Source organism: Anaerobacillus sp. QJM3NY_32 (assembly GCF_056173645.1).
On sequence record NZ_CM149684.1, the window covers coordinates 3084506 to 3111117 of the forward strand.

At 39.3% G+C, this 26612-nt stretch carries 29 protein-coding genes; 4 read left to right on the top strand and 25 right to left on the bottom strand.

Annotated features, from left to right (window positions below; translation table 11 throughout):
- Positions 1-9: 9 nt before the first annotated feature.
- From AC0VYH_RS16170 to AC0VYH_RS16210, 9 genes are all read right to left on the bottom strand, one after another.
- A complete protein-coding gene (locus AC0VYH_RS16170; RefSeq protein WP_194219286.1) occupies positions 10-405 on the bottom strand; it encodes a DUF350 domain-containing protein in 396 nt (131 codons plus the stop codon).
- 18 nt (positions 406-423) lie between these two features.
- Positions 424-984 carry a DUF4247 domain-containing protein gene (locus tag AC0VYH_RS16175; RefSeq protein WP_475365605.1) on the bottom strand — a complete coding sequence of 187 codons (561 nt, stop codon included), beginning with the start codon at positions 982-984 and terminating at the stop codon, positions 424-426.
- A 26-nt stretch (positions 985-1010) separates the two neighbouring features.
- Positions 1011-1682 carry a PspA/IM30 family protein gene (locus AC0VYH_RS16180; protein WP_430241435.1) on the bottom strand — a complete coding sequence of 224 codons (672 nt, stop codon included), beginning with the start codon at positions 1680-1682 and terminating at the stop codon, positions 1011-1013.
- A gap of 14 nt (positions 1683-1696) precedes the next feature.
- Positions 1697-2203 (bottom strand): DUF4178 domain-containing protein, encoded by a 507-nt coding sequence (locus AC0VYH_RS16185; RefSeq protein ID WP_475365606.1) that lies wholly within the window; start codon positions 2201-2203, stop codon positions 1697-1699.
- Positions 2204-2256: 53 nt separating this feature from the next.
- Positions 2257-2724, bottom strand: coding sequence for a DUF3939 domain-containing protein (locus tag AC0VYH_RS16190; protein ID WP_475365607.1), 468 nt, complete (start codon positions 2722-2724; stop codon positions 2257-2259).
- A 132-nt stretch (positions 2725-2856) separates the two neighbouring features.
- Positions 2857-3975, bottom strand: a complete 1119-nt coding sequence (gene ald / locus AC0VYH_RS16195) for an alanine dehydrogenase (RefSeq protein WP_475365608.1) — start codon at positions 3973-3975, stop codon at positions 2857-2859.
- 135 nt (positions 3976-4110) lie between these two features.
- Positions 4111-4449 (bottom strand): fluoride efflux transporter FluC, encoded by a 339-nt coding sequence (locus AC0VYH_RS16200; RefSeq protein ID WP_475365609.1) that lies wholly within the window; start codon positions 4447-4449, stop codon positions 4111-4113.
- Positions 4449-4820, bottom strand: coding sequence for a fluoride efflux transporter FluC (locus tag AC0VYH_RS16205; RefSeq protein ID WP_475365610.1), 372 nt, complete (start codon positions 4818-4820; stop codon positions 4449-4451). Before AC0VYH_RS16205 ends, AC0VYH_RS16200 begins: the two co-directional genes overlap by 1 nt.
- Positions 4821-4876: 56 nt before the next feature.
- Positions 4877-5251 carry a hypothetical protein gene (locus AC0VYH_RS16210; protein WP_194219278.1) on the bottom strand — a complete coding sequence of 125 codons (375 nt, stop codon included), beginning with the start codon at positions 5249-5251 and terminating at the stop codon, positions 4877-4879.
- A 127-nt stretch (positions 5252-5378) separates the two neighbouring features.
- Between AC0VYH_RS16210 and AC0VYH_RS16215 the strand changes: the two genes are divergently transcribed.
- Positions 5379-6704 (top strand): purine-cytosine permease family protein, encoded by a 1326-nt coding sequence (locus AC0VYH_RS16215; protein WP_475365611.1) that lies wholly within the window; start codon positions 5379-5381, stop codon positions 6702-6704.
- An 84-nt stretch (positions 6705-6788) separates the two neighbouring features.
- Here AC0VYH_RS16215 and AC0VYH_RS16220 read toward each other — a convergent pair whose 3' ends face one another.
- The 10 genes from AC0VYH_RS16220 to sppA form a co-directional block, all read right to left on the bottom strand.
- Positions 6789-6947 (bottom strand): hypothetical protein, encoded by a 159-nt coding sequence (locus AC0VYH_RS16220; protein ID WP_226614667.1) that lies wholly within the window; start codon positions 6945-6947, stop codon positions 6789-6791.
- A gap of 134 nt (positions 6948-7081) precedes the next feature.
- The gene (locus AC0VYH_RS16225; protein ID WP_475365612.1) at positions 7082-7585 is read right to left on the bottom strand and encodes a MogA/MoaB family molybdenum cofactor biosynthesis protein; all 504 of its coding nucleotides are present in this window, start codon (positions 7583-7585) and stop codon (positions 7082-7084) included.
- A complete protein-coding gene (locus AC0VYH_RS16230; protein ID WP_430241447.1) occupies positions 7582-8430 on the bottom strand; it encodes an EcsC family protein in 849 nt (282 codons plus the stop codon). Before AC0VYH_RS16230 ends, AC0VYH_RS16225 begins: the two co-directional genes overlap by 4 nt.
- A 126-nt stretch (positions 8431-8556) precedes the next feature.
- Positions 8557-9744, bottom strand: coding sequence for an acetate kinase (locus tag AC0VYH_RS16235; protein WP_475365613.1), 1188 nt, complete (start codon positions 9742-9744; stop codon positions 8557-8559).
- 175 nt (positions 9745-9919) lie between these two features.
- Positions 9920-10912 (bottom strand): class I SAM-dependent methyltransferase, encoded by a 993-nt coding sequence (locus AC0VYH_RS16240; RefSeq protein ID WP_430241452.1) that lies wholly within the window; start codon positions 10910-10912, stop codon positions 9920-9922.
- A gap of 224 nt (positions 10913-11136) precedes the next feature.
- Positions 11137-11634, bottom strand: a complete 498-nt coding sequence (tpx, locus tag AC0VYH_RS16245) for a thiol peroxidase (RefSeq protein ID WP_194219271.1) — start codon at positions 11632-11634, stop codon at positions 11137-11139.
- A 220-nt stretch (positions 11635-11854) separates the two neighbouring features.
- Positions 11855-12388, bottom strand: coding sequence for a GerW family sporulation protein (ytfJ, locus tag AC0VYH_RS16250; RefSeq protein ID WP_194219270.1), 534 nt, complete (start codon positions 12386-12388; stop codon positions 11855-11857).
- A gap of 31 nt (positions 12389-12419) precedes the next feature.
- Positions 12420-13019, bottom strand: coding sequence for a DUF2953 domain-containing protein (locus tag AC0VYH_RS16255; RefSeq protein ID WP_430241455.1), 600 nt, complete (start codon positions 13017-13019; stop codon positions 12420-12422).
- A gap of 107 nt (positions 13020-13126) precedes the next feature.
- Positions 13127-13600, bottom strand: coding sequence for an RDD family protein (locus tag AC0VYH_RS16260; protein WP_430241457.1), 474 nt, complete (start codon positions 13598-13600; stop codon positions 13127-13129).
- 13 nt (positions 13601-13613) lie between these two features.
- Positions 13614-14609, bottom strand: a complete 996-nt coding sequence (gene sppA / locus AC0VYH_RS16265; protein ID WP_475365614.1) for a signal peptide peptidase SppA — start codon at positions 14607-14609, stop codon at positions 13614-13616.
- 284 nt (positions 14610-14893) lie between these two features.
- On the opposite strand from sppA, the gene AC0VYH_RS16270 reads away from it, so the two are divergent.
- Positions 14894-15691: an NAD kinase gene (locus AC0VYH_RS16270; protein ID WP_475365615.1), complete on the top strand. Its 798-nt coding sequence runs from the start codon at positions 14894-14896 to the stop codon at positions 15689-15691.
- A gap of 173 nt (positions 15692-15864) precedes the next feature.
- Here the strand turns inward: AC0VYH_RS16270 and AC0VYH_RS16275 are convergent, their stop codons facing one another.
- Positions 15865-17472: an amidohydrolase gene (locus tag AC0VYH_RS16275; protein WP_475367800.1), complete on the bottom strand. Its 1608-nt coding sequence runs from the start codon at positions 17470-17472 to the stop codon at positions 15865-15867.
- Between the two features lie 171 nt (positions 17473-17643).
- Between AC0VYH_RS16275 and AC0VYH_RS16280 the strand changes: the two genes are divergently transcribed.
- The gene (locus AC0VYH_RS16280; RefSeq protein WP_430241464.1) at positions 17644-18714 is read left to right on the top strand and encodes an undecaprenyldiphospho-muramoylpentapeptide beta-N-acetylglucosaminyltransferase; all 1071 of its coding nucleotides are present in this window, start codon (positions 17644-17646) and stop codon (positions 18712-18714) included.
- 49 nt (positions 18715-18763) lie between these two features.
- Here the strand turns inward: AC0VYH_RS16280 and mbcS are convergent, their stop codons facing one another.
- From mbcS to AC0VYH_RS16300, 4 genes are all read right to left on the bottom strand, one after another.
- Positions 18764-20347, bottom strand: a complete 1584-nt coding sequence (mbcS, locus tag AC0VYH_RS16285) for an acyl-CoA synthetase MbcS (protein ID WP_475367503.1) — start codon at positions 20345-20347, stop codon at positions 18764-18766.
- A 115-nt stretch (positions 20348-20462) separates the two neighbouring features.
- Positions 20463-20663 (bottom strand): alpha/beta-type small acid-soluble spore protein, encoded by a 201-nt coding sequence (locus AC0VYH_RS16290; RefSeq protein ID WP_098444548.1) that lies wholly within the window; start codon positions 20661-20663, stop codon positions 20463-20465.
- Positions 20664-20752: 89 nt separating this feature from the next.
- Entirely contained in the window at positions 20753-21955 is a 1203-nt protein-coding gene (thiI, locus tag AC0VYH_RS16295) for a tRNA uracil 4-sulfurtransferase ThiI (protein ID WP_276511810.1), read from the bottom strand.
- Complete coding sequence (locus AC0VYH_RS16300; protein WP_475372755.1) at positions 21955-23094, bottom strand: cysteine desulfurase family protein; 1140 nt, start codon at positions 23092-23094, stop codon at positions 21955-21957. The genes thiI and AC0VYH_RS16300 overlap by 1 nt, the downstream gene beginning before the upstream one ends.
- A 280-nt stretch (positions 23095-23374) precedes the next feature.
- Here AC0VYH_RS16300 and brnQ point away from each other — a divergent pair, with 280 nt between their 5' ends.
- The gene (brnQ, locus tag AC0VYH_RS16305) at positions 23375-24691 is read left to right on the top strand and encodes a branched-chain amino acid transport system II carrier protein (RefSeq protein ID WP_475365617.1); all 1317 of its coding nucleotides are present in this window, start codon (positions 23375-23377) and stop codon (positions 24689-24691) included.
- Between the two features lie 86 nt (positions 24692-24777).
- Here brnQ and ezrA read toward each other — a convergent pair whose 3' ends face one another.
- On the bottom strand, positions 24778-26475 hold the full coding sequence (ezrA, locus tag AC0VYH_RS16310; protein WP_430241473.1) for a septation ring formation regulator EzrA: 1698 nt from the start codon (positions 26473-26475) through the stop codon (positions 24778-24780).
- Positions 26476-26612: the final 137 nt, after the last annotated feature.

Consider the following 26612-nt stretch of genomic DNA (forward strand, 5'->3'; position numbering starts at 1 on the left):
CATTTCTTCTTACGTAATTGATGCTCCTACTACTAAGCCCAGGCCTATTGAAACACACATCGATAGAATGCCTACTGATACGACACCTTCACTAAGCTTCTGTTCAACCGAAAATCGTCTAGTAAGAAAATCAAAAATATAATAGGCAACTAATTGAAGCACTACACCATACGCTCCCCAAATAATTGTTTCGAGAACATCCGAACTATGGTATATAGAGAATGCTAGTATTAAACAAATCCCAATTATCTTACCACCTATTGAAAGTGCAACGGCCGTGTTCCCGTTCTCAATCTGTTCCCAGTCCTTATATTTCGTCGTGATCAATTCAAACACAATCAATCCAACTACAACAACGACAATCGCCGCTATAAAATAAAAAAATGTTAATAGAAATGGCCCCATGTCATGATCCTCCTTTGTTTATTTTCCTGTTCCAGGTCCGCCCCCACGATTAGATCCTCGGAATGATGGAATCGTGGACGGTCCTTTATATGAACCTCCAGTAGATCCATAACCGCCATAACAATTTCCGCTAGCGCTCTGACAGCGGTTCTTCTGCTTCTTGCCCCAGTCGTCTACATCAAGTATTTCATCAAGAATGTAGTAAGCTAGCAACCCATCAAAGAAATCCGGCTGGTAATTATCTCTCACAAAGCCAACTGTCGCAACTTCAACTAGTGTGTTTGATGGCTCATCACTTTCTTCTAATGTAACGATATAGTCATCATAAACAAGAATTTGCTTACCTTCTTTTAATTCACTGACTTCATTCGGCTTTATTTGTTCCTTAAGATAGGTGGCAACAGAAGGAATATCTTCCTCAGCAAGATAGACCTTTGAGGTATCGTTTGAATCCACGCTACTCGCTACAACATCTTCAAGCTGATAGCGGTCTTCAACAATTTCGAGAATATCCTTCGTAATCCCACATGCCGATAAGAGCAGAATGAATGCTGTCAGCAATCCTATTAGCCATTTCATTCTTCCACCCCATTTAAGGGGAAAGGTTATTCTTTCCCCATTTTTTTCTTTAGCTCAGCTAATTCATCATCGATTCCATTATTTTTATCGAGGGCCTCAAGCTCATCATCAAGCGAACGATTTTTGGAACGCATATCTTCACTTGTTTCAGCTTCTGCCTCATATTGAAGGACCTTTTCTTCCATACGCTCAAATCCTCGTTTAGAATCATCACCACCAATATCAGACATGGCGCGATTCATTTTTGTTTTTGTTTTAGCTGACTCAGCTCGAGCCTTCAAACTATCTTTCTTCAGTTGCATTTGACGATATTCTTCTTTCATTTCATCTAATTTTGAGCGAAGAGAGTCGGCGTCAGCTTTTGCTCTTTCGTACGATACCTTTAATGTTTCCGCTTTGGCTTCATGATCTTTCTTATCCTGAAGCGCTCTTCTTGCAAGATCATCGTTATCAGTTTGGAGAGCTTTCTCAGCTTGCCCCTGACGCTTAGTCACCATAGAATTAGCATCGTCCCATTTTTTCTTTAACATCTTTTCATTAGAGATTTGTTTTGCAACAGCGGTTTCTGCTTCTCTTATATCCGCTTCCATATCCCTCATAAATTGCTCTAGCATTTTTACGGGATCCTCCGCTTTATCAAGTGCAGCGTTTAATTCAGAAGACATAATCGTTTTTACTCTTTTAAACATTTTAAACATTCGCTTTCATCCTCTCATTTGCTTCCAGCAAGAATTTTGATTTCATAATCTTCAATCGCGTAACCTTTACTCACTTCTACTTCGGAACCCCAGACTTCAATGGATAGATAACTTGATTCATCTTCATTGGAAAAATCATAATACTCGACTTCCTGTCCATCTAGATTACTTCCTCGTCCATTGCCCGTCACCTTTGCGTAACCATGTTCCTCTTTATAATAAGTAACGGAATCAATGCTTATTTCTTCAGGAATTGGTTTCGAGATTTTTTCTTTTACATTTCGATAAATGCCTAGCTCTAGTTCATCATCCATTTCAACACTAAGCCAGATCGAAGATGATCCTGAGATTAACTGGTATGCTTGCCATTCGTAACCTTTATTATGATATGTTAGCGTCCCCACAACCTCATAATCCTCAAGATCATATGTGATGATATCTCCTACCTGAATCGTAAAAACCGTTCTTTCTTCTACCTTCTTCTCTTCTTTCTTTCCAAAAAACTTTGATAAAAAACTCATACCGCGACCTCCCATCCTCTCTTTCATACGAATGATCGAGAAAAATGTTCCCGTTATTTTTCCCGTTTTCTATGTGTAACCATACTTTCCTGTTCTGTAAAATAGAAATCCAGTGGCGGTCGTTCTGTTAAAAGAGCTTTTTTCTCTAGCTTAAAAAAACTAATTTTTTTATACGGGTCTCCTTCAATAATTGGAGGTGCTTTTTCAGAACGAATGTATGCATCTACCGCTCTTTGCACTGCATCAATCCAAAAAGGAATGTGACGGTTTTCCTCTTCAAAGAGTTCGAATGTCTCTTTTGACATATAAAATGATTTAGAAGGAATGCCTCCAAGATGGGGAGCGAGGAGAGAAGAATCAAGTTCATTATTTTCTTTTACCAATACTTTCAACGAGATCCCATCTCTTTTCTTTTCAGCAAATGCTCCGACAGCCTGTCGTATCTCATGAAGGCTTGCATCTATTATCCCGATTGAATGTTGCGGATTGTTTTTAATGCTTTTTTTACTCCAAAAAGCCATTTGATGATTCACCTCCCTCTCTTATGATTCGTATAACTATATAAAAACCCTTCAACGCTGATGAAAATTTCTAAGCTTTTTAATACGATAAAAAAATAAAGCAGCTAACGGTTAGCTGCTTTATTTCTACTTCTATTTTTCAAGGAGTGAGCGAGCATTTTTATATGTGAGCTGATGGGCTTCAGCTACTGCTTCGTACGTTACAAATCCGTCCATCGTATTAATTCCTTTTAGCAAAGGTTCATTTTCAAGACAGGCTTTTTTATAACCTTTATTCGCAAGCTGAGCGGCATAAGGTACAGTCACATTCGTTAAGGCAATGGTTGATGTACGCGGAACAGCTCCAGGCATATTCGCTACCGCATAATGAACAACATCATATTTTGTGTATGTCGGGTTGTCATGAGTTGTGATACGATCGGTTGTTTCGAAAATACCTCCCTGATCAATTGCTACATCAACAATAACAGAGCCCGCCTTCATTTCTTTGATCATCTCTTCTGTTACAAGCTTCGGTGCTTTTGCCCCTGGAATAAGCACTGCACCAATCACTAAATCTGATTCTTTCACGGCTTCTGTTATATTAAGTGGATTGGACATCATCGTATTAATCTCAGTACCAAAAATGTCATCAAGCTGACGCATTCGTTCTGGACTTAAATCCATAATTGTCACATCGGCACCAAGCCCCATCGCAATTTTCGCTGCGTTCGTTCCGACGACTCCTCCACCAATAACCGTTACTTTACCTCTTTTAACCCCAGGGACACCGCCCAGAAGAATACCGAGTCCTCCTTTAGGTTTCTCAAGAAATTGAGCCCCTATTTGAGCCGCCATCCGACCAGCAACTTCACTCATGGGTGTCAAAAGAGGTAGCGAGCCATTTGGTAACTGAACGGTTTCATAGGCAATTCCGATAACTTTTTTTTCTACAAGAGCCCTGGTTAATTCTGATTCTGCAGCAAGATGAAGATATGTAAATAAAATCAAACCCTCACGAAAGTAGACATACTCCTCTCGAAGTGGTTCCTTTACTTTCATGACCATTTCCTTCGACCACGCTTCAGCGGCCGTCTCTACTAGATGAGCTCCAGCTTCAAGGTACTGATCATCCCCAAAACCAGATCCAACGCCCGCTCCTTTTTCGATATAAACTTCATGACCTAATCGCGTTAAGGTCAATACGCCAGCAGGGGTCATTGCTACACGGTTCTCATTGTTTTTAACCTCAACAGGCACTCCAATATGCATTGATACTCCTCCTTTATCTCTAACGAGCCATATACTGTTACCTCTATTGTATAACATTTAATACCATTAAATGAGGGAATGACTTAAGGGGTGAATCTATTTCATCAATAGATCGTATTAGTTATCGGAATATTTTTACACCATTATCATATACCCCACTGCCACCATTAACAACCCGCCAATTAAGCTAATTGATATATATGTAACAGAAAGCCAAAGCTTTATTGAGCCTAGTTCAAAAGCCTCGTACATAAAGGTGGAAAAAGTCGTTAGTGCTCCGAGAAATCCAGTCGATATCCCAGTCCCCCAATCGCCTGCTCCGAAAGCCATCCCTAGTATGAAACTTCCTATGAGGTTAACAAGTAGAGTGGCTAGCGGGAATTGAGAAGTGTTCCATCGGTTAACTATTAATGCCGTTATATATCGAAGCCATGCCCCTATACCTCCACCGATCGCAATCATTAACCACTCCATTACGTCACCTTCCTCGTTCTTTTAGCTAGTAAGACTCCAAGGAAGACACTTAGAATTCCACTTACAATAGTGCCGCCCCCATAAAGGCCCATCTTAATAAACTGACCATCTTTTATGTAGACCAAAAGATCAAGGGAGTAGGTTGAAAAAGTCGTAAATGATCCTATCATGCCAGTTGCAATCATTTTTTTCGCTGGCTCTGAAAAGCGATTGTTTGAATGATTGTATTGATAGAAAAACCCAAGGATAATGGAACCTACTATATTTACTATAAAAGTCGATAAGGGACTGCCATTCAATATGGTTCCCACCACCGCTCGTAGTGTAGCACCAATTGCACCACCTAAAACGACTGCAAAACTATTCTTCACTTGAATGCGGCTCCTTTCACGTCTTTCCTCATCTTAACGAAACCGCTATTCAAAGTCTACCGATCGTTTTGGTTCCAGACCCAAGTATATAATCTTCCACTTGCATCCATCCATTTCAACTCAAATCGCTCTGCATTTTTATAACCAAAGGTGTCCATTTTCTTTACTAATTCCTCTACGCGCGCGATTTCAGTTACTTCCAAATGCTGAAATAACGCCTCTACTTCGTCTTTTGCACGATCACCTTTCTCAACGACCGTTCCATTCTCTACCTCAAATTCGTTCGGACTGGAAAATTCCCATTCATGTTCAACTCCATTTGTTACTACCATACATTTAAACGAGAAGCTGTTTTCTAATGTAGAAGCCTCTGCTCGAATTGTAAATAGACACAAGTAAATAGCAAAGGTTATGACAACAAACTTTTTCATTATTAATCACCTCACCCTTATGCTGAGTGTAAACAGCAAATATTATTCCTAACCGAGCAATCAGGATTGCTTCATTCTTTTTTGCGAACTAAAATAAAGATAAGTCCGTAACTTTAAAGGAGATAATATGAGCAGTCTAAGCAAAACCTCTTCTACTATTCAAATTGAGCGTTATGGGCTTGAATCAGTCCCAGAAAAATTACGCACAACAAGATGGTATGAGTATGCCATGATTCAAATGACCGTTTCTGTCAATGCCGGTAACTTTCTCGTCCCAGCTCTCGCCGTCCTCGAAGGCGGCCTTAGTTTTGTATGGGCAGTTCTCGCCACTGTATTTGGAGCAAGTCTTGCATTCCTTTTCGTGTCTTACCTTTCTTTTCCAGGGGCACGTCGAGGTATCCCTTCACAGTATGCAGTAAGAGCTTTTGTTGGTCTGAAAGGAGCTCAATACTTCGCCTCTCCCGTAAGAACCATCACGTCGCTCTATTGGTTTTCTGTACAAACCATTGGAGGTACTTATATGGTTGTAGAGCTGATGAAACGTGCTTTTTCAATCGACCTTCTTTTTCTACCAACATCTCTATTTCTCGCTTCAGTAATGGCTTTACTTGCATTAATAGGATTCAATGCCGTCAAAAAAGCCACAAGGTACTTTCTCCCTCTTCTATTTGCCGGAGGAGTTGCCATGTTGTTTGTGTATTCTCAGACTCCTATTAACGGGAAGAGTTACTCAACCGTTCTATCAGTTAAACACGGTCCTGAACTAGGCTCTTTCTTTTTCTTTGCCAGCCTCGCTTTTGTGCAGTATGTATCAGGTGTTAGTAGTTCTTCAGACATGGCAAGGTACGCAAAATCCACTCAGCATGCATTCTGGGGAATCTTCTCAGGAAATACGATTGGTTTCACATTAACAGCACTACTCGGAGCCTACACCGCTTCAGTAGCTAGTACGTGGAACCCATTTTTAATCACGAGTCAACAAACACAGTCACCACTCCTATTGATACTCATTTTTGCTTCAGCCCTTTGCTCGATGATTATGATTAACATTAGCAATGCTTATACAGGAGGATATAGTCTGCTTAATACATTCCCCTCTCTTGGTCGAGTAAAAAGTGCGGTATTACTAGGTTGTGCCGCTGTTATATTAAGTGGATTCCCTACTTTTGTTAACCAGGCCGAGTCATTTATTTCACTTCTTGGAGCCTTCGTTATCCCGTTATCAGCTGTAATCGTGACTGATTTTATTATTGTGAAAAAAGGAAGGTTTACTTCAGCGATGCTCCAGGAATTATCTGAGAAGGCCAAGCTCTTGAATCGACCAGGGTTTGTCGCGATTTTAATTGGTCTTATCTTTTACATTATTCTTCCTGCATCCTATTCACCAGGTTTTCTCTCATTTTTCCTAACTGGTGGATGTTATCTCGCTTTTCGTTACTTCCCAGTTCGTTAATCATGGTGAAGTTCCATTAGAAACAGCAATTCAAAACGATCATAAATAAAAAAGTTCATGCGCTCAGCATGAACTTTTTGCTTTTTAATAATAACTTTTCCTGTCAGCTTTCCGTGGTAATTCTTTTGTTTTTTTAGTTTCTTCTTGATCAATGACACCACTCTGGTATGATTCACTCAACTGCTGATGCACGGCCATTTCGCCATTCTCATCGTAAATCAGTTCCTTTTTCTTATCAGCCATAAGACATCCTCCTATCATTTCGGACTTGCGCTTATATTGTTTCCAAAGCAAGGATGAAAAATGCTTCTAAAAATAGGATGATTGAATCTGAAATCGGAATGGATGGTCACATAAATTTCGTTACAAGACATTCTTTATTTATGGAGCTCACGGACAATATGCGGCAACTCCGGTAGCAGTAATCGCGACATTGCTAATTTGACTGCTCCTGAAGACCCAGGCATAGCAAATATTGCCGTTTCACCTGTCACCCCACCAATGGCTCTACTAAGCATCGCTGGAGTACCAATATCATCTGTATAGCTAATCATGCGGAATAGTTCTCCAAATCCCGCAAGCTCCTTTTCGAGTATAGCTTCAACAACTTCATACGTAACATCTCTTTTGGATATTCCAGTTCCACCATTTAATAGCACAACATCAACGTCTTTATCATCTATACCTTTTTGAATCGCCTGGCGGATCTCTTCTTGTTCATCTATTACGATTTTCATTTGCCCAACCATATGATTGTTTTCTTCAAGTAAGGAATAAATAACATCTCCGCTTTTATCCGTTTCAACTGTCCTTGTATCGCTCACGGTTACAATGAGAGCTCGAATCAATGGTGCATCTTTTTTGTGATCTTCTGCACTCATCCTACGTCCCCCTTTTCAAGCTCATTCAAGAAACGTTTCTGATAAAATTTATGTGCGGTTTCACTTACCGTTCGCGCAAATCTATAGTTCACTCCCGCTCCCATGGCAATTCCAAGAAGCGGTATTCCTTGAATTACTTTTTTCCTTAACATCATAAGAACAGTTCCCTTTATAATTTGCTTCATTGGTCCTTGTAGCCAATTTCCGTCTGCAATTTCTTCAGGCCCTTCATAAAAATAAGGATGCGTTTGCTCATGCTTTATCTCTTCCTCTAACGTTTTCCAGGCTTGTTCTTGTAGCACTTTCGGTAATGTTGCCATGTGAAATACTTTAAGAGCGATCATCATTTCGGAAGGATAGTTTACTGGATAGCCATATGTCATCGCTATTAGCTGAACAGTACGCAAGTTAATAGCAAGTACAGCAGGTATATCAAGACCCAGCAGTAGAAAACTCCCCGTTCCAGCAAGTCCTCCTTGAGCAAATGATACCATTCGCTGACGGGCAATTTGTTGATCTGCTATGTAAACAAGGTGATCAATCGAGAGGTTTTTCATATCCTGAATTTGTTCAATTTTAGGATCAAATAACCTTGCATCCGTTAACAATCGATGACTGGCATCCACTTGCGATTGTGAGTTTTGTATAAGCGAATGCATATGAAAAAGAGCTGAATCAATTACAGCATACAAACGGTTTTTCGTTGGTGACTCTAGCTGATTAAGCTGATAGTCATACCATTTCTGGAAAGTGCGCTCTACGTCCGTTGCATGATGCGTAAAGTGCTCTTCCTCCCATTGAATTATGCCGTTCATTCTTTTTTGTTCTCTATCTGTCCACACCATTCAAATTCACTCCCTTACAACTCTTTCCTATATTGTAGCTTTTCCAATCAAAAACTTCCAACAAAGGTGGAATAAGGAGTAAAAAAAGAACAGCGCATCTGTTAAGATACGCTGTTTCTCTAAAGTCTATTTTGAAAGCCTAACTGTATCACGCGCAATGACGACTTCCTCATTAGTAGGAATAATCATTACTTTGACAGGTGAGTGAGGGTAGTTAATGAAAGCTTCTTTCCCCTTCACCTTATTTAGAGCTGGATCCCAATATACGCCCATAAATTCAAGGCCACGAAGTACACGTGCACGAACAGCATCACTATTTTCACCGATACCTGCTGTGAAAATAATAGCGTCTAGTCCTGACATGCGCGCTGCATAAGACCCAATGTATTTATGAATACGAGAAGTAAATACTTCTAGTGCTAATTCAGCACGTTCATTTCCAGCTTCTGCTTTACTAGTGATATCGCGAAGATCACTTGAGAAACCAGACACTCCAAGAAGACCACTTTTCTTATTCAATGTATTCATTACTTCTTCTGCTGTTTGACCAGTCTTATCCATAATAAATGGAATCAAAGCAGGGTCAATGTTACCTGAACGAGTTCCCATTGTTACACCAGCTAGTGGAGTGAAGCCCATTGATGTATCAATTGACTTTCCGCCTTGAATAGCTGCAATACTCGCACCGTTACCAAGGTGGCAAGAAAGGAGACGCAATTGATCAAGCGGGCGACCAAGCATCTCTGCCGCTCTCTCTGAAACATACTGGTGAGAAGTTCCGTGGAAGCCGTACTTACGAATACCATAATCTTTATAATAATCGTAAGGGAGACTATATAGGAACGACTGCTCAGGCATAGACTGATGGAAAGCTGTATCAAATACGGCTACAGATGGAACATCTGGTAGAATTTCACGGAATGCACGAATCCCAACAAGGTGAGCGGGGTTATGCAATGGCGCAAGCTCTGATACTTCTTCAATGCTAGCTAGTACATCATCCGTAATCAATGCAGAGTCATCAAATTTCTCACCGCCGTGAACCACACGGTGTCCAACACCTTCAATTTCATTATAGGAAGAGATAATGGAGAAGCTAATCAGCTTATCTAATAGCATTTTAACCGCAACTCCATGATCAGGAATATCAGTAATTTCTTCTTTCTTTTCACCGTTCACTTCTATTGTAAAAATGGCGTCATCAAGGCCGATTCTCTCCACGAGTCCTTTAGTGATAACAGTTTCTTCCGGCATATTTAATAGTTGAAACTTCAACGAAGAACTACCGGCGTTGATTGCGATTATTTTCGCCATATGTGACAGCTCCTTTAATTCAATAAAATTAGAATACGACACGAAAATAGAAGGGTAAGACCCTTCTATCTTTAGCACTCTTATTATTTAAACATCGTCCATTACTTTATTCAAGGTGAAAACCGCTTACATTCAAGTATTCCGCCAATTCAGATTTGTAAACGTTTCATAACCTTTAAGAAAGCTGTGAAAACCACCCGTTAATCTGCTGCATCATGTTCAACATCGCTTCACGATTGGAGAAGGATGGAAGCTTTGCCATCATAACTTGTTTAGGCTTTAACGTATGTTCTCCTTTTTTCTGAGTAACAAGAATACTTTTAGCTTGCGACTCATTCGCAAATAAACTTGTAGGCAATTGAATAATGCCGTGGATAACAGAGCGATCATTTAGCAAATTCCTCACTTGCTTGGCTCCATCATCTCCAAAGAGAAAGTTTGGAATCATAAAGAAGAGCATGCCAGACTCTTCTGTCATATTTAAGCTTTGTTCGATAAGAAGATGGTGAACGTAAGACATCCCTTCTTCTGCTTTTAATTCGTATTTTGCAGATGCTTCCTCATGGGGATAGTAACCAACAGGTAAATCAGTTACGATCGTATTAACCTGGGGAATATAAAGTGGCTTTACGCTATCCTGGTGAAGAAATTCTACCTGGTGTTTTTGCAAATTCGCATTAACAAAACCTAAATGTAATAAAAGATCATCTGGTTCCGCCCCGAATGCTTCAACTTTCTCACCTTCTAATTGGTTTAGAACAGAAGTGAGTAAATTTCCTGTTCCTACTGCAGGATCAAGAATTTTCATTTCCTCTATATTTAATACATCTTTATATTTTTTCACAAGATAACCGATTAAATGCGCAACACTATCTGGAGTCATGGCATGATGAGGCTGAATTCCTTTCTTCATCCCTTTCAGAAGTGCAAGCTGGATCCCTTTACGCACTGTTTCTTTCTTAGCATCCTCAAGATCACATGAATCATAAAGAGCTTTAAGACGGACAACGGTATCCGTATCTAGTTCCTCTTGTAATACTTTATTTTCAAATATGTTTAAACCTGTCTCAACGAGAGCTTCAAGATACGACATTTCCAATTTATTTTGAATAACTAGCGTCGATTCATCAAGCACGTTATATAAATTTTCTACAGTTAGTTCGGTCATTGATTGGCCTCCTATCAGTTCGCCGTCTCTATTGTAAACAGTCTTGAGTTCTTTCGCAACATCGGAAGATCATCTGTTACGAGAGAGACTTTTTATACTTTGCAAAAGTTTATGGCTAATCGAGAGTTTTCTACACTAACGTCTATGAATTATAGATCACAATACAATTCCGTTAAAAAAGGACTCCGATCACGTCATCGAAGTCCTTGCCATGTTTGTTTACATTATTCAGCTTGCTTAGCGGCGTTAAGTGCAGCGTCATAATCTGGGTGATTTGTTGCTTCACTAACATATTCTGTGTATACAACTTCGTCCTTACTGTTTACTACAAAAACAGCTCTTGCTAATAAACGAAGCTCTTCCATCGCTACGCCAAAAGCTTTACCAAATGAAAGATCGCGATGATCAGATAAAGTAATAGCATCTTCAATTCCAGCAGCACCGCACCAGCGCTTCTGTGCAAATGGGAGGTCAGCGCTAATTGTTAACACTTTCACGTTATCAAGCTTAGCAGCTTCTTCGTTAAATTTACGTGTTTGAGCATCACAAACGCCTGTATCTAGTGATGGTACGACACTAATGAGACGAATACCTGCATAATCATCAAGCGTTTTTTCAGATAGATCATTAGCAAGAACAGTAAAATCAGGCGCTTTGTCCCCCGCTTTTACTTCTTCCCCTAAAAGTGTCATCGGCGTTTCTTTAAATGTAATATTAGCCATGTTCATACCTCCTTCATAATTGGTCGTATGTACGACTGTTTTCATCATATATGCCATCGCTTCTGATTTCAAGAAATCAGCTAAGGCTTTCTAGCTCAGTTTTTATGAATCAGAGGTATTTATGTTCGATTAATGCAACTTAGTTTTCTAGAATAACCCACAATGGCAGAAGAATCGAATCTAAAGACCATATAAAAAAGCTACTTTAATTAAAAGTAGCTTAAAAATCCAAATCCTGCTTATCGTCATCCTGCTGTCTCTTATGACCACGGAAGAGGTGTTTTCCTTGGGATGTATGTCGCGAAGATTGTGAATCGCTTTGGTGATCGTTTCCTCTTCTTCCCTTAGTCTCATGATTCATATTCTGAAGAATGCTTTGTACTTTTTCAATTGCCTGTGGGGCAAGATCGAGCAATCTCTCATAAAGATGTGTGGTGTTATCAAGGTGTATCATCTTTATATCGCCAGCACTTACAATTAAAAACGCAATTGGCGTTATGGAAACACCACCACCACTACCTCCACCAAAAGGATCGCCTTTGCTTTGCCCTTGCTGATCACGCTGATTGGACTGTTGCTTTAGCATAAATTCACTACCACCAGCAGCAAATCCAAATCCAACCTTTGACACCGTTAGAATGACGCTTCCATCAGGGGTTTCGACAGGATCACCTATAATCGTGTTGACATCAATCATGTCTTTCAGATTTTCCATTGCAGTCTGCATAAGTCCTTCAATTGGATGTTCAGGCATTTTGTGTTTTCCTCCTTCACTTACTAAACCGCTAAGCCTCCTGCACATTCTTTTGAGACTTCATTAATTTAATTGCCGCGATCATAGCATGCCCCAGTTTAAATGTAATCATGCATCGTATATAAGTTTGAATCGTTTTCACTTCATAAATTGGTGTTACGATGAGTTGAGGGACTGAATGAAGATTAGAGTAATGTGATAAAAGTGTGAAGATAGCGACTTTTGTATTCATAATAAGTTCAGCTACTACTGCAGTACTTGCAGCGTTTCCCATTCCAAAATTTGTTTCCCATTGAATCGTTCGAAATCGTGTCTTCCTAAGAAAAAACAAAACAGATGTTTTAGCCCCAAGCGTTTTTTTCAGTAACTGGATGACCTCTTTGAGGTCACCTTTCAGCCCCTCTTCTTCTTTGCTTGCTTTGACAGCCTCTTCCCCACCTTCTAATAACGTTTCAAGTGGTATGGTTGTCTCATAAATAACTAATCCGAAGAGGGCTTTCACAGCTATTTGAATTTCTTCAACTGAAGAAGAGTGTTCTATTGTGAACGTTACTCTTACTGTCGAAAAAACAATAAGGGGTAAGGAGGCGATCACTAATAAGCCAAATATAGCAACAAGAATAATAATCAATGAATAGCCTCCTCCCATATACCTTTCTATTTTGAGACAGTATTCATGAAAATAGAGTATAAAATAAACCTGCCCAATATGGACAGGTTTATTCATTCAGTATGTTCTTATTCTTCGTGCACAACAATTGTATCAGCGAACAAATCATGGATTCCTTGTTTCTTTTTCGTAAAAGCAACGACAAGGAAACCAACAAATAAGATTGTTTTACTAATAAATCGTCCAATGCCTTCTCTAAAAATAACCGTTCCCCATGTTAAAGTCGTGCTTTTAACAGAGGCTACCCTTAAACCAAAAAGCATTTTCCCTAGCGTTTGAGATAAGAACTTAGTCATCAGTATAAAATAAGCGTAATACACGATACCTGTTAATATCGCCTGTAGCGGCAGATAGGCAGGTTCATTAGCAGGAAGATCAAACCCCTTGATCATAGGAGTAATCAGAATTCCATTCAAACTTGCTACAACAATAATATCAACTAAATATGCCCAAAAGCGCATCCAGAAGCCAGCAAAACGCTCGTGCTTCACTTCTTTCTCTAAAGATGCGGGAGAGGCAGTCGTACTCATTGTTTCATCCATTCTGCCTGCCTCCTTATTCAGAATATAAATACATTAACTCAGGGGATTGTGGAGTGGATAATAACTGCTGGATGCCTAAGAGATCTTTATCAGGCCCCATGAGCTTAGCGGCCGTCATTTCAAAGAGAGAGTTTAATCCTAAGTTTTGCTTATATTGCACCACTTGTAACTTACGATCTCCCACGTCTTCTTTCATACCGGCAATTGTATCTTCAAGATTTCCCAGGTCATCAACAAGGTTAACTTCCTTCGCTTGCCTGCCATCATAAATTCTTCCGTCAGCAAGCTCCCTTACTTTGCTTTCATCCATTCCTCTACCTTCACTAACTACCCGAACGAATTCATCATATGAATTATCAATCATTGATTGGAGAATGTCCCGTTCTTCATCAGTCATTTCACGACTAGGAGACATAATATCTTTATGTGGACCGCTCTTAATTGTCTCCCATTTCACTCCTACCTTCTCAGCTAGTTCTGCATAGTTCATCGACTGCATAATAACACCGATGGAACCTGTAATCGTGGAAGGACTCGCAACGATTTTATCAGCTGGAGCTGAAATATAATAACCCGCAGAAGCCGTCATGCTTCCCATTGAAACATAAATGGGTTTATCCGTTTTCTCTTTAATCTCTAAGAGCTTATCATGAATCTCTTCACTTTCTACTACCCCGCCGCCCGGCGTATTAAGTCTTAAAATGATGCCTTTAACACTGTTGTCTTCCCCAGCATGCTCCAAACGTTTCATAAACACAGCATGATTGTATCCAGACTGTGGAAGAAAACTAGTGTTTGTTCCAGTATCTTGAATAACTCCTTCCACATTCAAAACCGCAATCTTATTCGAACTACTACCTTCCTCAATAACCGTCTCTGCAAATTGGTCCGTTGTGTTCATTTCTTCCTGCCATCCTCCAAATGCCAGACTAGAAACAAAATTAAACACGATTGATACGATAATCAGAACAACGGTAATGCCGAGGGCGATCCATCGTTTTCCATTCATAGTAAGCCTCCTCTATATCCTGATGCTATCTTATGTACGATGAAGCCAACTTATTGGTTTCATATTTTTGAGAATACCATACAAAATAAGGAATCGCACTCCTTAGAAGCGTTTGAACAAATTTAATGTGTCGAGAGAGGGAACCATAGAAAGTACACTTTACTCTTCTTTCCGCACTCGTTCATAGCCTTGAATAAATGAGCGAAATCATAATTTTTTCTTTTTTCTAAAAAGCGATAATGATAAAGTAAAGAAGACAAACAGATAGACAGGGAGGAATCTACATGCCAAATCGGCGTAATTTGTTTTTTTTCTATAAGCAGTCAAAAGAAATTCAGGAGAAAGTAGAACCGTTAAAGGCACTAGCAGAAAAAAACGATTTTCATATCGTAGAAAACCCTGAAGAAGCTAGCATTATTGCAAGTATTGGAGGAGATGGTGCTTTCCTTCAAGCCGTAAGAAAAACAGGTTTCAGAGAAGATTGCCTTTATGTAGGAATTTCTACTGGTGAGCTCGGATTTTATTGTGATTTCCACATCGACAACATCCAAAATATGGTGGGAGACATTTTGTCAGAAGGCATTGAAGTTCGTCGTTACCCGACGATTGAAGTAAAAGTGAACAATGAATCATCCTTCTATTGCTTGAACGAGTGCACCATTCGTTCGTCAATTATTAAGACACTTGCCATGGAAGTTTATGTGGAAGATTTTCACTTTGAAACATTTCGTGGAGATGGTCTCATTGTTTCCACACCAACAGGAAGCACGGCGTATAATAAGTCCGTAAACGGTGCAGTGGTAGATCCTAAGCTTGCTTGTATGCAAGTAAGTGAACTCGCTTCACTAAACAATAATCATTACCGCACGCTCGGCTCTCCTTTTATATTAAGTGATGAGAGAACGCTTTCTCTTCAAGTTATTCAGGATGGTAATGATTATCCTGTTATTGGTATTGACAATGAAGCAATGAGCATTCAGCATGCTCAAGAAATTCAAATTCATATCCCAGAAAAACGCATTAAAACTGTTAAGCTTAAAAACAATTCTTTCTGGCATAAAGTTCAAAGAAGCTTCCTCTAAACGAAAGAAGCGCCACAAAAATGTGCGGCGCTTCTTTTTTTATTGACTATGTTAACGAACATCGTTGAACTTCGGCTCATTTACGATCTGTTATAACCAATCGTTTTGAGCTAAAAAAACGAGTTATCAACAATATAAATTCACATAGGTTTTTTATTAGTAAAGAATTTTTTCTATGAGAGAGAACCACGCTCTTTTTGATAAACGATTGTTTCATCAATGACTGTCATAACAGCATCTGTTTGAATAATAAGGTCTGGATCACAATTAAAAATATCGCGATTTAATACAGTGAAATCCGCTGCAAAGTTCTCTTTAATCATACCTCTTTCACGTTCTCTTCCAATTGCAAACGCACTTCCTTTAGTAAAAAGAGAGACGCTCTCAAACACAGATAATTTCTGTTCAGGATAATATCCACCATGTGTTTCCTCAGGACGCTTTCGCGTAACTGCTGCATGAATACCTAACAATGGATTCACAGGTTCAATCGGTGCATCTGATCCACCTGCAATTGGAACGCCACTATCAAGCAGCGTTTTCCACGCAAATGACCATGTCATTCTTGCTTCGCCGAGACGCTCCATTACCCATGGAAAATCCGAAGCGACAAACCTTGGCTGAATATCAAGAATAACTGAAAGTTCTTTTAATCGTTTTAACAAATCATCACGCATGACCTGCGTATGGATAAGGCGATCTCTAAGCCCATGTGGAGCAGGATACTGTTCAATCGCTTCAATTGCATACTCGAGTGCCAAATCACCAATCACATGAATAGCCACAGGCATATCATGAACCCTTGCTTTCTTCACAAGTTCGGTAAGTCCTTCAATGCTATGAATCGCAACTCCTGACGTATCAGGAGAATCATTGTATGGATCGCTCAATAGAGCAGTACGACCACCAAGTGCGCCATCAGCAAAAATCTTCATCGCACCTAGCTCTACATAATTTGTTCCATCACCGAAACCTAACCCTTGCTTGCGCATCTGCTCGATTACTTCATGATGGACTAATAAATTAGCTCTAAATTTACGTTGTCCGTTGATGACATTTACGAAGGTCTCATAAGTACGTTTAAAACCACCATAGTAATTTAGATCTTCACTATGGCCACCTGTAACGCCTTTCGCTACAAGGTCATCGACTGAGCAAGATAGAGCTTTTTCAAGGTATTCAACACTTACTTCAGGCATAGCATCCTTTACTAGTTCCTGGGCACGATCCAATAAATAACCAGTTGCTCTGCCTTCATTATCCCTCATGATTACGCCACCTTCAGGATCTGGTGTATCATCCGTTATACCTGCAAGATCAAGGGCTATCGAATTCGCAAGTATGGCATGTCTACACACTCTTGTTAACATCATTGGATTATTTGGAGCAATATCATCTAATTCATCACGGTGGAAGATTTTGCGATCCTGAAAGTTGTTTTCATTCCAACCTTCCCCAATCACCCAGTCAAATGAGGCTGTATCATTCACTTTGTTAATCAGATGTCTTTTCATCTCTTCCGCTGACGTAGCCTCCGATAAATCGAGACGCAGAAGTTTTTCTCCATGTCCAATCATGTGGAGATGACTATCCACAAAACCAGGAATCATGACATTCCCTTTTAAATCATGTTTTTCTGTCATTTCTTTCTCGAACATAGAGGTTAGTTCTGATTTAGACCCGACCTTTTTGATACGGCCATTTTCTGTATAGACGGCTTCTACCGTTTCATTTTCATGTTCAAGCGTATAGATCTTACCACCAAACCAAAGCGTTCCCACTGATGTTCTCTCCTTTATGTAAATGTAAATTGTGAGCTAATTGTATCATTCCTCATATAAACTGTGAATCTTCTGGTTTTTCATCAAACTCTTGGTTGATTTTTCAATCATGATACAATAAGAATAACAAAGAGTATATGCAAGACAATTGTTGAAGGTGAGGAAATCTCGTTGAAAAAGAAAATCTTATTTACAGGTGGCGGCTCTGCCGGGCACGTTACAGTTAATTTAGCACTAATTCCTCGTTTTTTAAAAGACGACTGGGATATCCATTATATCGGTTCTGAGAACGGCATTGAACGTCAGTTAATTGAACCTGTCAAAGGGGTTACTTATCATCATGTTGCTACCGGAAAGCTAAGAAGATATTTTGACTGGAATAACTTCAAAGATCCTTTTAAAGTAATTAAAGGCGTAGGAGAGGCTTTTTCCATTATTAAACGTGAAAAGCCTTCTGTCATTTTCTCTAAAGGGGGATTTGTATCTGTACCTGTCGTAATCGCCGGAAAGATGAATGGAGTTCCTGTCATTATTCATGAATCTGATTTAACACCGGGACTCGCTAACAAAGTAGCCATCCCTTTCGCCTCAAAGGTATGTACAACTTTCCCTGAAACGGTAAACCATTTACCTGAAAGCAAAGCGGAATATATCGGCGCAGTTGTTCGTGATGAACTGAAAAGTGGCAAACGCTCCACTGGCCTTTCTTTTGCCGGATTCACTGGGACAAAGCCTGTTATGTTAATTATGGGCGGAAGTCTTGGTGCAAAACGAATCAATGAAGCTGTTCGCAATCAGTTAGATGAGCTTTTACAAACATATGATATTCTCCACCTTACCGGTAAAGGGCAAGTGGTTGAAAATTTGCAAATGCAGGGGTATAAGCAATTCGAGTATGTAACAGATGAACTTCCTCACTTATTAGCCATGGCTGATTTAATTGTCTCAAGAGCTGGTTCAAATTCTATTTTTGAGTTCCTTGCATTGAAAAAACCAATGTTACTCATCCCATTATCAAGAGCTGCAAGTAGAGGGGACCAAATTTTGAACGCCCAATCGTTCCAGAAATCAGGCTATGCGAATGTTCTATTGGAGGAAGATTTATCAGACGCTTCTTTCTTAAAATCCGTACGTGAAACATTTGAGAACCGCTCGACATATATAAAAGCAATGGAACAGGATAATGCAGGTGATCAGGCAAATAAGATTGAAGCTTTAATTAAAAATAAAGCAAAAAAATAAGAAGAAGACCTCAAAGGTCTTCTTCTTATTTTTTACTGTATCCTCTATTCTAAGACGCCCCAAGAGTTTCTTTTTGACGAAGCTCAATTCTTCTAATTTTACCTGAAGTTGTTTTCGGAAGTTCTTCAATAAATTCAACTTTTCTTGGATATTTATAAGGCGCAGTTAGCTCTTTTACATGATCTTGTAGTGTACGAACTAAAGCATCTCCCGCTTGATTGGGATCTTTCAGTACAATATACGCTTTTACTATATTACCGCGAACTTCATCAGGACTTGCAACGACCGCACACTCCTGTACAGCCGGGTGTTTCACAAGAGCATCCTCTACTTCAAATGGTCCAATTGTATATCCGGAGCTAATGATAATATCATCACCTCTACCTTCAAACCAAAAGTAACCATCCTCATCTTTGGAAGCTTTATCCCCCGTTAAGTAATAGTCACCTCTGTACGCCATTTGCGTACGTTCCTGATCCTTATAGTACCGTTTGAACAGAGCAGGTACATCCTTATGGACGGCAATGTCTCCCACTTCTCCAACCTGAACAGGTTGACCATCTTCATTAATAATATCCACTTGATTACCAGGTGTTGGTTTCCCCATTGAACCTGGCTTTACTTCCATGCCTTTTAGAATGCCAACAAGTAATGTATTCTCAGTTTGACCATAGCCGTCTCTAACATCAATCTGAAAATATTTTCTAAACGTATCAATTACTTCACGATTAAGCGGCTCACCAGCTGAAACGGCGCTTCTGAGAGCAGGCAATTTGTACCTAGTTAAATCATCTACCTTTGCCATTAAGCGATACTCTGTTGGTGTACAACATAAAACATTAATATCATATTCTGAAAGAAAACCAAGGTACGCTTCTGGATCAAATTTACCACTATAAACAAAACCAGTTGCGCCACTACATAATGTGGCAACAAAAGGGCTCCAAATCCATTTTTGCCACCCTGGTCCTGCAGTTGCCCAAACGTTATCTCCCTCATGAATATCGAGCCATGAGGCTGAAGAAGTTCTTAAATGAGCATATGCCCAACCATGACTATGAACAACGCCTTTAGGATTTCCCGTTGTTCCAGACGTATAGGAAAGGAATGCCATGTCTTCTCTTGATGTGGCCACGCCAGCGAAAGAAGCGCTTTCATTTTTAGCTTCATCCAGTAAAGATATCCATCCATTAGCACGATTGCCTACAATGAATCTATGTTCCAAAGAAGGCGCTTCGTCTTCTACACCTTCAAATGATTCAATAAGTTCTGCTTCACAGATAACCGCTTTTGCTTCGGCATGATTAATTCGATAGATCAAATCTTTTTTTCTCAACATTTCTGAAGAAGGAATAACGACTAGACCCGCTTTCAAACAGGCAATGTATACGGCATATGTATCAATTAACCTGGGCATCATGATCAAAACACGATCTTGACTTGTTAATCCCTGGGCAGTTAGCGCGCCAGCGATGCGATTCGCCTTTTCAAATAAATGTTTATATGTAATTTCTTGAACTTCGCCTTGATCACTTCGCCATTTTAAGGCCACTTTATCTTCTTTAGAAGTAAAGCGCTCCATCTCGCTTGTTAGATTGTAATGTTCAGGTGCAATTAAGTCCTGCATTCTTATCCCCCTTTATTCTGCAATAATTACATTATACATAAAAGTATGAAAGTTTTGAACATTATTGCCGATAAAAAAGGAGAAGGTGTCTAATTCACCTTCTCCAAGCCATTATATTAAATTATTTGGAGTATCCTCCGAATTGCTGTTCAGATTGTTGAACAAGACGCTTCGTGATCTCGCCGCCAACTGAACCGTTTGAACGTGAAGTTGAGTCTGGACCAAGATTCACACCAAATTCAGAAGCAATTTCGTATTTCATTTGATCTAAAGCTTGTTGTACACCTGGTACAACAAGGTTGTTTGAGCTGTTATTAGCCATGAGTTGTTCACCTCCTTGACACTATCATTTGATAGAGAAGGGAGGGTTATTCTCATTAACTATTGGTAGTATGGTTAAATGTTGGAAGATTAAAGTAAGTCATCAAATGAATCATCTTTTTCCTTAATAACAATCGTTTCAACACCACTTACAGCCTCTTCTACTAATTCATCAATTGGTAAGTATTGTTCAAATTTATTTGCATGTTCCCGTTTTGGTTTTGTCTTAGGTGCATCTGGCAAGAACACCGTGCAACAGTCCTCATATGGCCGAATCGAGATATCATACAGGTCAATAGCCCTTGAAATCCTCATAATCTCAATTTTGTCCATAGAAATAAGAGGCCTTAGAACAGGATAATTTGTCACTTCGTTAATTGTATTCATACTTTGAATCGTTTGACTTGCTACTTGTCCAAGACTTTCCCCTGTTGCAATGGCAAGTGCTCCACTTTTTTCTGCTAACTTTTCCGTGATTCGCATCATCATTCTTCTCATAATTGTCATGCTGTAATTATCAGGCATTTCTTTTTGAATTGATTTCTGTGTATTTGTAAACGGGACAATATGAAGGCGAATGTCTCCACCGTATCGAGAGAGAACTTTTACAAGATCCTCTACTTTCTGGCGTGAACGCTCACTTGTAAAAGGAGGGCTGTGAAAATGAACTGCTTCTACTTTTACTCCCCTTTTCATCGTTAAATAACCCGCGACTGGACTATCGATACCACCTGATAACATCAACATTACCTTATTATCTTGAGCAGTTGGAAGACCTCCAGCACCTTCTGAATTATCGCAACTAAGATAAGCACCATCTTGCTTCACTTCTACCTTCAATTCCATGTCAGGATTGTGGACATCCACCGTTAATTTTTCTGTATTAGTAAGAACATAACCGCCTATATCGCGATTCATATCTTGTGAGCGATGTGGAAATTGCTTGAAAGGTCTCCTAACTGTTACTTTGAAAGTCATACTTTCATTACCCATTTGATCCTTAACAAGCTGTAATGCCTTTTCTTTAATAAGATCGAGATCGTGTTCTGTCTTGATGGCGACACTAAGGGAGTGAATGCCAAAAATCGTTTTTAGCTTCATAATTATCGGATCTGGATCCTCTCCATTCAATTTCACAATCATTCGGTCAAAAGATTGATGAACCTCAATGGATGGATAGTCAGACAATACCTGCTTCACTCTTTTTTTCAAAGCAGTGATAAATCCTTTTCTGTTTTTACCTTTAAGTGAAATTTCCCCGTAGCGAAGAATGATATGATCATACATAGCTATTACCTCATTACATGTTTTAGTTTGGGTATTACTTTTTGAAGCTCTTCAAGAAAGAATTCTACTTCCTCTATCGTTGTATCAAAAGAAAGGCTTATTCTAATAGCCGACTTTGCCCCTTGATCTGATAAACCAACAGATGTTAATACGTGGCTTGCTGCTGCTGTTTTGGAAGAACACGCCGAACGAGTTGACACATAAATTTCTTTTTCCTCAAGCGTATGAATCAATACTTCCGGCTTAATACCAGGGACTGAGAAATTAACAATATGCGGAGAACCTAATTGAGTACTATTTAACTTCACGCCTTCAATATCGGAGAGTTCTTTTAGCAACAGCGTTTGTAATGTTTTTAACTTCTCCTTTTGAACATCCGCTTTACCTAAAAATATTCGAAGAGCCTTTGCCATCGCGACGATTCCAGGACCATTTTCTGTACCTGAGCGAATGTCGCTTTCCTGCCCCCCTCCTGAAAGCAGTGGAAATAAAGACAGTTTATCTCGTTTTATTAATATCCCATTACCTTTTAGCCCATGAAATTTATGCGCCGAATAAGAGACTAAATCCGCTTGTACTACATTAAAGTTGAGTGGCACCTTACCAATTCCCTGAACATCATCAATATGAAAGAAGGCACGTGATTTTTGTTTAATCAACTTTCCCGCTTCTTTTATTGGTTGAATGGCACCCATCTCATTATTCACGTGCATAATAGAAACAAGAATGGTTTCAGGAGTGAGCGCCTCTTCAAGATCATCTAGAGAGATTTCTCCTTCTCTGTTAACAGGTAAATACGTCACTTCAAATCCCATGGATTCAAGCTGCCGGAAGGACTCCAAAACGGAAGCATGTTCTATACTCGTAGTAATGAGGTGCTTACCTCGATTCATATATTGAAGTGCTGAACCTTTAATAGCCAAATTATTACTCTCAGTTCCACCAGAAGTAAAAATAATTTCATTCATTTTAACTTGTAACAAATCTGAAATACTCATTCTCGCTTGTCGAAACAATCGCTCTGCTTCTCCACCTTTTCGATGGAGAGAAGATGGATTAGCGAAAAAATTTTCAGCTGCTTTTCGATATGCATCAAGTACTTCTTTATAGGGCTGCGTTGTAGCACTATTATCCAAATAAATCATATTATGACACCTTCAGTCATCTTATATTTCCAACTAATAATCCTACCATAGGTCAAACAAATCACCAAATCAAATATTCTAGATAATGAGATAGATTCATCATTTTGTTCGTTACGCTAAGAATGGTTATGATTACCAAGGTCGAACGAACGCTGCTAGAATGGCAGATAAATTGTTTGAATTATTAATCATTTTGGTTTTGTTATGATTTGTCGATCAATTGTGTTAATATGAAGTCCGAAAATTAGGACATGTTAAACAGTTTAATCAGGAGGCCCTTATGAAGTTGAAATTATCAAATAAAGACATTTTGACAATAGGATTAATGCTTTTTGCTCTTTTTCTTGGAGCAGGAAACATGATTTTCCCACCCGCGCTCGGTCATTCTGCCGGGAGTAATATTTGGGTAGCAACAGCTGGTTTTCTCATCACAGGGGTTGGACTTCCTCTTTTAGGCGTGACGGCGATTGGGTTAACGGGGGGAAACTTAAAAGATATTGCTTCTAAAGTTCACCCCACTTTCGGATTTGTATTCACTGCGATCCTCTATCTTGCGATTGGGCCATTCTTTGGAATCCCACGTACCGGGACGGTAGCATTTGAAATTGGTGTCGTGCCATTTTTGAATGAATCAACGAATGTTACCGGGATGCCATTATTTATCTATACCCTTATTTTCTTCGGTATTACGTTTTGGTTATCACTGAATCCTTCAAGATTAGTGGATCGAGTGGGAAAGATCTTGACACCTTTATTACTTCTAGTTCTTGGAAGTTTAATCGTAGGAGCTTTTATCCATCCACCAGGTCCACTTTCAGCCCCTTCAGCGAAGTATGAGGACGGCGTTTTCTTTAAAGGGTTCATTGAAGGTTATCTTACGATGGATGCAATTGCAGCTCTTGTATTTGGAATTGTGGTGATTCAAGCCGTCAAGGATAAAGGCATCACAGATCGAAAAACCATTTCCATCGCTGTATTGAAAGCTGGAATCCTAGCAGCAATAGGGTTAACGGGTATTTATTTATCACTTGCCTATATAGGAGCTACAAGTGTTAACCTTCTTGGTTCAGTCAATAACGGAGGAGAAATCCTCTCTAGTGTTGCGAGTTACCTGTTCGGCTCATTTGGCACATTTCTTCTTGGAGCCGCGATTACATTTGCTTGTTTAACAACATCTGTAGGACTAGTAACGGCATGTGGCGAGTATTTCTCAAAAACGTATCCAAAGCTTTCTTATAAGTTTGTTATTCTGATCATTACAATTTTCAGTGCTTTTGTGGCAAACCTTGGACTGACTCAATTGATTACATTTACATTACCTGTTTTAATTGCGATTTATCCTGTAGCAATTGTATTGATCTTCTTAACATTCATGAGCTACCTATTTTCTATCCATCACTACGTTTATAGGGGGGCTATCATTTTGACAATCCTTATAAGTGTCCCCAATGCCCTTGAGGGCGCCGGGATTATAATGCCTGGGATTACCATTCTACATAAGCTCCCACTCTATAGTGATGGCGTAGGATGGATTGTACCCGCTATCATAGGTGGAATAGTAGGATGGATAATATCTAAGAAAGATAGAAAATTATAATTTTTTCTAACGCAGACAAATTGTCTGCGTTTTTTTAAAAAGAAAAATACTGATTACAACAAAAAAACTCTCCTCAATGAGGAGAGTTATGATTTAACAGGTTCTCTTACATCATCTTTCAACGATTGAAGCACCTGTGGATCAACCTTTTCAATGGCAGCTTCAGCTGTTGATAATGCTTCATCGTACTCATATTGTCTGAAGTGATCTTCTGCTTTTTGAAGCAGTTCATCTACACTTCTGTGCTTCCCTCGATATCGATTCCCAAACTGAATCAAGCGTTCGGTCAGAATGGCGTCTTCGACAAGCTTTTTTGTTATTTCAGTACTATGTTCAACCGCACGTTCAGCATCAGAAAGCACTTCATTAATTTGATAAATATCAAGCGGTACGTCTGAAAGACGATCACTTAATTCTACAATGATATCCTCTGCCAGTTCATAACCATCTAAATATGATTCTGGAATGCCTGGTAGATTACTTAACTTCATCATTCTTCTTGATTCAATTAATCTTCTCTTCAAATCTTTAATCGTCTCAAGCGCTTTAAGCTCATCTTTTCTTAACATATGCAAATTCTCTTTTTGAATTTGCATTTCATGATCAATTGAAGCAAGATCTTCTTTTAAGGAAAGCACCGTTTCAGCAAGTGTGGTAAATGCCTGCTTATTGCCTTCAACTGCTTCAATAACAGCATTAAATCGAATATGCATATCAGAAATCTTTTTCTCAATTTCCTTAATCATTTTCAATTCCTGTTCCTCTAAACGGTAACTGAGCTGCACAACATTCGTTTCTTCTTGCAAGTCTTGAAAGTGATTATTAGTTTTAAGCAGCTCATGTTCAAGCTCCTCTACTTTCTCCGTAACAAGATGCCTTGCATCTACTTCAGATTCCAATTGATCATATAGTCCTTCAATATTTCTTCGCACTGTATCAATTTCTATCTTGATCTCTTCGACTTCCGTCTTCTCAATAGCCGAATCCCATCTGACTAAATCCGATTCGACGTGTTCAATATGATCTTGAATTTCCAAATGATCAAGTACATAGCCTTCAGACTCCATCACGGAAGTTCCATCTTCAAGTTCTTTTAGTTGAGAAGGTATCTGCGTATGCACAAGCGCTATTAATTCTGGTGTAACAGAAATTTTTTCTTGAACAGCTGTTAACCGCTCTTGGATTTCTTTCAACACACTTCTAGCTTCAAGATAGTTACCTTCTTCGGTTAGTTGTTCATAGCGCTTAAGATCTTGTTTAAGTTCTTCGAGTTCAGCTTCTAGGGTAGGATAAGCCTTACCAAGTGAACGATTTTGTGAAAGAAGTCGCTGTTTGGCTTCCCTGAACACCTCTTGAACGGAAACAATTTCTGTTCTATTCTGCTCTTCACTCGAAACGAGCTCATTAATATCTTCTAACATCAGTTCAATACGCTTTTCAATCTGTTCTAATCGTTCACGAGTTTCAACTAATGTTGCTTTCGCTTTACTAAAGCGATACCTCTCAGCAGCTTCCTCGGTATCCATAAGCTGCTCTTCCAAGTTGGGAAGCTTAACTGCTACGATCTCATCCCACTCTTCACGCCATTTTTCAAATTTTTCTTCCGTTTGACCTGACATTGTTAGACCTTTCACCTTCGAAATCTCATCTGTCACAGGTCTGTTTAATATATCAATCTTCCATTCTTCTAGACGATCGATTTCATTGTATATTTTTCTTCTAGCAAAAGTGCCGTATAAAATGACGGCAACAAGTAAAATAATCGCAATGACAATATACTCCAACGGAAGCACCCCTTCTTCCACATCATCAATTTATGTATACATGCTAAAACAGCAGTCTAAATCATCAGATATAGATCTTTTATAAACGAATATGTACGAATTTCATCAATGTTTTTATGATACCATGTAATTACCTC